Raw genomic sequence first — 6,746 nt, forward strand, 5'->3', positions numbered from 1 at the left:
CAGATGATTCACACGGCAAAGTTGTAGAGGGAACGCACTGGCGATAAGCGCCGGCGTGTAAGACGAATCACGAGTCGTGGGGCTGGAAACGGGAAGGGCGGGGCATTGCACCCCGCCCCCAGGCATCAGGCATCAGCCATCAGGCGTCGTCGCCGTCGTCCTCGTCGCCACCGTCCACCTTCATGCCCAGTTCCTTGATCTTCCGGGTCAGGGTGTTGCGGCCCCAGCCCAGCAGCACGGCCGCGTCGCGGCGACGTCCGGCGGTGTGCTTGAGGGCGGTCTCGATCATGATCCGCTCGAAAGCCGGTACGGCGGTATCGAGCAGGCTGGACTGGCCCCGGCCCAAGGACTGGTCGGCCCACTGGCGCAGGGCCTGCTCCCAGTTCGTCACCGGTGCGGCGTCCTGGGGCTGGGTGAGCAGTTCCGGCGGCAGGTCGTCGACATGCACCTCGCGACCCGAGGCCATCACGGTGATCCAGCGGCAAGTGTTCTCCAACTGGCGCACGTTGCCCGGCCAGGGCAGGTGCTTGAGGTAGTCCTCGGTTTCACCCTTCAGCAGTTTGGGCTCCACCGCCAGCTCCTGGGCGGCGCGGGCGAGGAAGTGCCGGGCCAGCGTGGGGACGTCTTCGCGGCGGTCGGACAGGCGCGGAATATGAATGCGGATGACGTTGAGGCGATGGAACAGGTCTTCGCGGAACTTGCCGGCCTGCACCAGGTTTTCCAGGTTCTGGTGGGTCGCAGCGATGATGCGCACGTCCACTTTCACCGGTGTGTGGCCGCCGACCCGATAGAACTCGCCGTCGGCCAGTACCCGCAGCAGGCGGGTCTGGGTATCCGCTGGCATGTCGCCGATCTCGTCGAGAAACAGGGTGCCGCCGTCGGCCTGCTCGAAACGGCCGCGCCGCTGGTTAGCCGCGCCGGTGAAGGCGCCTTTCTCATGGCCGAACAGCTCGGATTCCATCAGGTCCTTCGGGATCGCCGCCATGTTCAGTGCGATGAAGGGAGACGCCGCGCGCGGGCTATGGCGGTGCAGGGCGTGGGCCACCAGCTCCTTGCCGGTACCGGACTCGCCGTTGATCAGCACGGTGATGTTGGAGTGGCTGAGGCGGCCGATGGCGCGGAAGACCTCCTGCATGGCCGGTGCTTCGCCGATGATTTCCGGTGTGCGCGCCTGGCTTGCGGGTGCTTCCAGGCCCTGCTGTTCCTGGGCGTGCTGGAAGGCGCGCTTGACCAGGGAAACCGCCTCGTCGACGTCGAACGGCTTGGGCAGGTACTCGAAGGCACCGCCCTGGTAGGACGCGACCGCGCTATCCAGGTCGGAATGGGCGGTCATGATGATCACCGGCAGGCGCGGATGCACTTCGCGGATCTGCGCGAGCAGGTCGAGACCGCTGGCGCCGGGCATGCGGATGTCGGAGATGATCACGTCCGGCTGTTGCCGGGCGAGGCGTCCGAGCAGGCTGTCGGCGCTCTCGAAACTCTGGGTGGTCATGCCTTCCTGCTGCAGGGCCTTTTCCAGCACCCAGCGGATGGAACGGTCGTCGTCGACGATCCAGACGGTTTCACTACGGCTCATGACGAGGAAGCTCCTTGTTCCAGCGGCAGGAAGATCGAGAAGACGGTGTGGCCAGGATGGCTTTCACACTCGATCAGGCCCTGGTGCTGACTGATGATGTTCTGGGCGATGGCCAGGCCCAGCCCGGTACCGTCCGGGCGACCGCTGACCATGGGATAGAAGATGGTTTCCTGGAGCTCGGCCGGGATGCCCGGGCCGTTGTCGATGATCTCCACCTTGGTCACCAGCCGATGGCGCGTATGGCCGATGGTGAACTGGCGCAGGGTGCGGGTGCGCAGGGTGATGCGCCCAAGGCGCAAATCGCTCTGTGCGGAGAGGGCCTGCATGGCGTTGCGCACGATATTGAGCACGGCCTGGATCATCTGTTCCTTGTCGATGAACACGTCAGGAATGCTCGGGTCGTAGTCGCGCACCAGATTGATGCCGCCCTGACTTTCCGCTTCTACCAGGCTGAAGACCCGCTCCAGCACTTCGTGAACGTTGGTCATGGCCAGCGACGGCAGCTTGTTCGAGCCGAGCATGCGGTCCACCAGGTTCCGCAGGCGGTCGGCCTCTTCGATGATGACGTTGGTGTAGTCCTTCAGGTGCTCTTCCGGCAGCTCGCGGGAGAGCAACTGGGCCGCGCCACGGATGCCCCCTAAGGGGTTCTTGATCTCGTGGGCGAGGCCGCGGACCAGCAGCTTGGTGGTTTCCTGTTTGGATAGCTGCGCCTCTTCCTTGGTGATCCGCAGCAAGCGGTCACGCGGGTGGACTTCCAGCAGCAGCAAGGTTTCGCCACGGTTGAGCACCGGGGTTACCGCGTAGTCCACGGTCAGGGTCTGGCCGGACAGCGAGGTGACCATGGCCTCGCGCTTGGTGAAGGGGTGCGCCTGTTCCACTGCCTGGCGCAGCGAGGCCAGCGCCTCGGGCGATTCGGTGAACAGTTCGCTGATGAATTGGCCATGGCTGCGCTGGCCACTGACGGCCAGAAGCATTTCCGCCGCCGGGTTCATGTACTCGAGACGCAGGTCAGCGTTGAGCAGGATTACCGCGGTGGTCAGGTTGTCGAGCAGCAGTCGGTGCAGGGCGTCGTTGATGGTCATGGCTTCCGCGCTCGTGGCGATGACAGGAAAATGCAAGAAGCAAACCAAAGCCCTGAAAAGTCGCGCTGAAACAGGATTTATGCCGGTGGCGGCCGCTTTTCAGAGCAGATCGTCCGGTTCAAGGTGAACCAAAATGGGGAGAGTATAGAAAGCGGTGCAGAGCATTGCACCGGAATGGTGCGTATTGCGGGCGAGTGGGCCGAGGCGGTCAGCCCATCGCTGAGAGGGCGGAGTCAGATGAACGGCAGGATGGCGATGTCGTCATCCTCTTCCTCGGGCTTGTCCTTCATCGGGCATTCCGGGCGTACGCCGTAGTCGTCTTTCTTGCAGGGGCGGGCCAGGCGCTTCTGCGACAGCGACATGCGCACGATATGCACAGGCTGACCGGGAGTGCGCTCAACCATGCGGCCCTGGTCGTCGATGATCTCCACCGCCAATTGATGGGTGCCACGATCCAGGTTCTTCAGCGGGAACACCGGGCTGCGACCGGGTTCGCCGACCGGCTGGCCGTCCAGCAGCAGGCGATAGCTGTGATTGGCGCGCAGGCCGGGTTCGCTCACCGCGCTGACGATCAGGTTGCCTTCACCGTCGCGGATAGTCGCATCGGGTTCGGGCACCAAGATACGCAGGACCTGATAGCCCTGTTCGCGAGGAATGGGTTTGGGGTAGAGCGGCGGCGGCTGGATATCCCTGGGCGCGTTCATTTCGTTGGGCGCGGGGCTGATTTCCAGGCGCTTGGCGTTGCCCGGCTTGGGCTGGTCGGTGAAGACGCGGTTACCTTCAGCGTCGATGTAGGTGTAGACCTCGGCCAGCGCGGGCTGGCCCAGGAGCAGCAGGGCAAGGAGCAGGAATCGTGTCATCGGTCAGTTGTTGGGCCGTGGGGTGGGGGGCGGCGGGCGTAGCGCCGGGCTGCTGGTGTTGACGCGCTGTACGGTGAAGGTGAACGGGGCGCTGCTCTGCACCACCGTGGTGCCGGCGAGGATATCCACCATCAGGGTGTGCTCGCCACGGTCGATGTTCTGCAACTGCAGGCGCGGCACGTTGGTAGGTTGCCCATAGGGCTCGCCATCCAGGCGCAGACGCAGGCTGTGGCCGGGTTGCAGGCGCGGGTCCAGGCGCACGCCGACACTGAAGGTGCCGTTGTTGGCGCGCAGGGCCTCTTCGTCCGGAAGGTTGGTCAGCTCCACCACGTTGTAGGCCGCCTGTTGCTCGTCGCCGGGGTCGTCATTGGCGGGCTGGCTCGGTGGTTGGACCTGCACCGAATTGGTCGGTGGCAGTTCCACCTTCTCGGTGGGGGTGCCATCCGGAGGTTGGTTGGTGAATACCGTGTTGCCGTTGGCGTCCGTGTACTTGTAGATCTGTGCGGCGGCGGGAAGCGCGACCGCGAGCAGCAGGCAACTGATGATGAGGCGCATGGTGGCGGTCTCCGGAAGGTCATGCCAAGCCTTGCACCCGGATGGCGGGCTGGCAAGTCGGGCATTGTGCGACAGCGTCGGGGCAATCGATGTGCGCTGCAACACGTTGGGACATTTCTGGAATACCTGTGCCACTCCCGGCCCGAGCGAACTGTGGGCGAGCGCTGCTGTCAGTCTTGCCTTCGTGGGTCGCTCCACCGTCCGCCGCTTGAGCGTGGGCGCGGAGCCGGCTTTTGTATGACGCGGATCGCTTTCATCGTTTGTGGGATGACTTTCTCGTGCCGATACCATCCTTTATCGCCCCTCGTTTCCTGTTTCCCGTGCTGCTCTGCCTCCTTGTCGGACTGCTCTGTCCGGCGCTGGGGCAAGCGGCGCTGCCCAATCCGCTGGCGGGAAGTTCCGCAAGCGGTGAGCCGGTCAGCAATGCCCAGCTCGAACAGTCGCTCAACCAGGTGATCAAGACCCTGGAGAACGACCAGCAGCGCGCAGACTTGCTGAAAAAGCTGAAGCAGTTGCGCGACGTCACCGGCAAGGAGAAGGAAAGCGAAAGCGGGGTGCTCGGGTTGATCGGCGATACCCTGAGCAGCCTGGAAAAGCAGTTCCAGGGCGACAACAGCCCGCTGGTGATCTGGAGCAACCAGTTCCGGCTGGCGAGCGCCGAGGTGCAGGAGCGTCTCCCCGGATGGCGCGACTGGCCGGGCATCGTCTTCAACATCGCCGTGGTCATCCTGCTATGGGCCTGCCTGGCCAGCGCCCTGCTGTGGCTGGGGCGGCGCATGCGCGAGCGCTTCGGCCTCTCGGCGGAACTGCCGCAGCACCCGAAGACCCGCGACCTCGTGGTATTCGCCCTGCGCAAGCTGGGTCCCTGGCTGATCGCCTTCTTCATCACCCTTTACCTGTCGTTCGTGCTACCCAGCTCGCTGAGCAAGATGCTGGCGATGCTGATGGCCTACGTACTGGTCTGCGGCACGCTGTTCTCCGCGCTCTGCGTGATCTGCCTGTCGCTGCTCAGCGGTCCGCACCGAATTCGTGCGCTGGATATCCTGCGTCGCCAGGCCTTCCGCCCGCTGTGGCTGATCGGCAGCCTGGCCGCACTTGGTGAGGCGGCCCACGATCCAAGGCTGATCGCAGGCCTTGGCGAGCACACAGCGATATGCCTGAGCACCCTGGCCAATGCCATTGCGGCGGTGCTCACCGCGCTGTTCGTGCTGCGTTTCCGCCGCCCCATCGCCCACCTGATCCGCAACCAGCCGCTGGAGCGTCGTCTTAAACGCCGGGGCCTGCACGAGCTGGTGGAGCTGGTCGGCTCCCTGTGGTTCGTGCCGGTGCTATTGCTGGTGGGTACCTCGTTGTTCGCCACTTTCGTATCGGCCGCCGACAGCAGCGTCGCCCTGCGCCGCGCCCTGGTCTGCGCCTTGCTGGCGGTGGTCGCCATGACGGTGATCGGCCTGCTCAGTCGCCGTTCCGGGCGCAGCGGTGACGGGGGACGCCGCAGCGCTCCGTACGTCGAGCAGCTGCAGAAGTTCGGCCTTACCCTGGTGCACCTCTTCGTGGCGTTGTTCTTCATCGAGGTGGGGTTGCGAGTCTGGGGCATGTCGCTGATCCGCTACGCCGAAGGCGAGGGCTCGGAAATCAGCATGAAGATGGTCAGCTTCGGCACCACGCTGCTGGTGGCCTGGCTGGTGTGGATTCTCGCTGACACGGCGGTTCAGCACAGCTTGGGTGTCGGCAGTCGAAATCGCGCGAACACGCGCGCCCTGACCATGCTGCCGCTGATCCGCAACGTGTTGTTCGTCACCATCGCGGTGATCGCCCTGATCGTCGCGCTCGCCAACATGGGCATGAATGTCACGCCGCTGCTGGCCGGTGCCGGCGTGATCGGCCTGGCGATCGGTTTTGGTGCGCAGTCCCTGGTGGCGGACCTGATCACCGGCCTGTTCATCATCATCGAGGACTCGCTGTCGATCGACGACTATGTCGACGTCGGCGGCCACCTTGGCACGGTGGAGGGGCTGACGATCCGCACTGTGCGCCTGCGCGACCTGGACGGCGTGGTGCATACCATCCCGTTCAGCGAGATCAAGAGCATCAAGAACTACTCGCGGCAGTTCGGCTACGCGATGTTCCGCTGGCCGGTGCCCTCGAGCATGCCGATCGACGACGCCGTCGCGCTGGTCCAGGACGTGGCGAAGGAGTTGCGCAGCGATCCGTTGGTCTACCGCAGCCTGTGGTCGCCGCTGGAGTTGCAGGGCGTCGAGAGCTTCGACAACGGCCAGGCGATCCTGCGCTTCCGCTTCAAGACCGCGCCGATCAAGCAATGGGAAGTGCAGCGGGCATTCAACCTGCGCCTGCGCAGGCGTCTCGACCAGTCGGGCCTGGAGTTGGCGATGCCACGTCTGAACGTGCAGCTCAGTCGTGTGCGCCAGCCAAGGGCCGAGCCGCCGGAAGGGCAGGACGTGTTGGCGGATGGGGGGATCTGAGCGAATCACTCCCTTTGTAGGGGCGAATTCATTCGCCAAGCAGGCCGAAGGGCTGCCCTGCAATCCTGAATGGGGCAGCTGCGCTGCCCTTGGCGAATGAATTCGCCCCTACAGAAAGAGCAGCTTTTACCACCGGCCCGGCAATAAAAAAGGTTCTTCGCGGAGTCTGGGGAAAGAGCGAGTTGACAGTCAG

General features: G+C 64.5%; 5 protein-coding genes. 1 reads left to right on the forward strand and 4 read right to left on the reverse strand.

Annotated features, from left to right (window positions below; all coding sequences use genetic code 11):
• Positions 1-139: 139 nt before the first annotated feature.
• From ntrC to MnOB_RS18580, 4 genes are all read right to left on the reverse strand, one after another.
• Positions 140-1,576: a nitrogen regulation protein NR(I) gene (gene ntrC / locus MnOB_RS18565; protein WP_077525701.1), complete on the reverse strand. Its 1,437-nt coding sequence runs from the start codon at positions 1,574-1,576 to the stop codon at positions 140-142.
• A complete protein-coding gene (glnL, locus tag MnOB_RS18570) occupies positions 1,573-2,658 on the reverse strand; it encodes a nitrogen regulation protein NR(II) (protein ID WP_077525702.1) in 1,086 nt (361 codons plus the stop codon). The genes ntrC and glnL overlap by 4 nt, the downstream gene beginning before the upstream one ends.
• 233 nt (positions 2,659-2,891) lie before the next feature.
• Positions 2,892-3,518 carry a DUF4124 domain-containing protein gene (locus MnOB_RS18575; RefSeq protein WP_077525703.1) on the reverse strand — a complete coding sequence of 209 codons (627 nt, stop codon included), beginning with the start codon at positions 3,516-3,518 and terminating at the stop codon, positions 2,892-2,894.
• 3 nt (positions 3,519-3,521) lie between these two features.
• The gene (locus tag MnOB_RS18580; protein WP_077525704.1) at positions 3,522-4,073 is read right to left on the reverse strand and encodes a DUF4124 domain-containing protein; all 552 of its coding nucleotides are present in this window, start codon (positions 4,071-4,073) and stop codon (positions 3,522-3,524) included.
• Positions 4,074-4,351: 278 nt separating this feature from the next.
• Between MnOB_RS18580 and MnOB_RS18585 the strand changes: the two genes are divergently transcribed.
• The gene (locus MnOB_RS18585; protein WP_077525709.1) at positions 4,352-6,553 is read left to right on the forward strand and encodes a mechanosensitive ion channel family protein; all 2,202 of its coding nucleotides are present in this window, start codon (positions 4,352-4,354) and stop codon (positions 6,551-6,553) included.
• Positions 6,554-6,746: the final 193 nt, after the last annotated feature.

This window comes from Metapseudomonas resinovorans (assembly GCF_002003485.1).
Taxonomy (GTDB): domain Bacteria; phylum Pseudomonadota; class Gammaproteobacteria; order Pseudomonadales; family Pseudomonadaceae; genus Metapseudomonas; species Metapseudomonas resinovorans_D.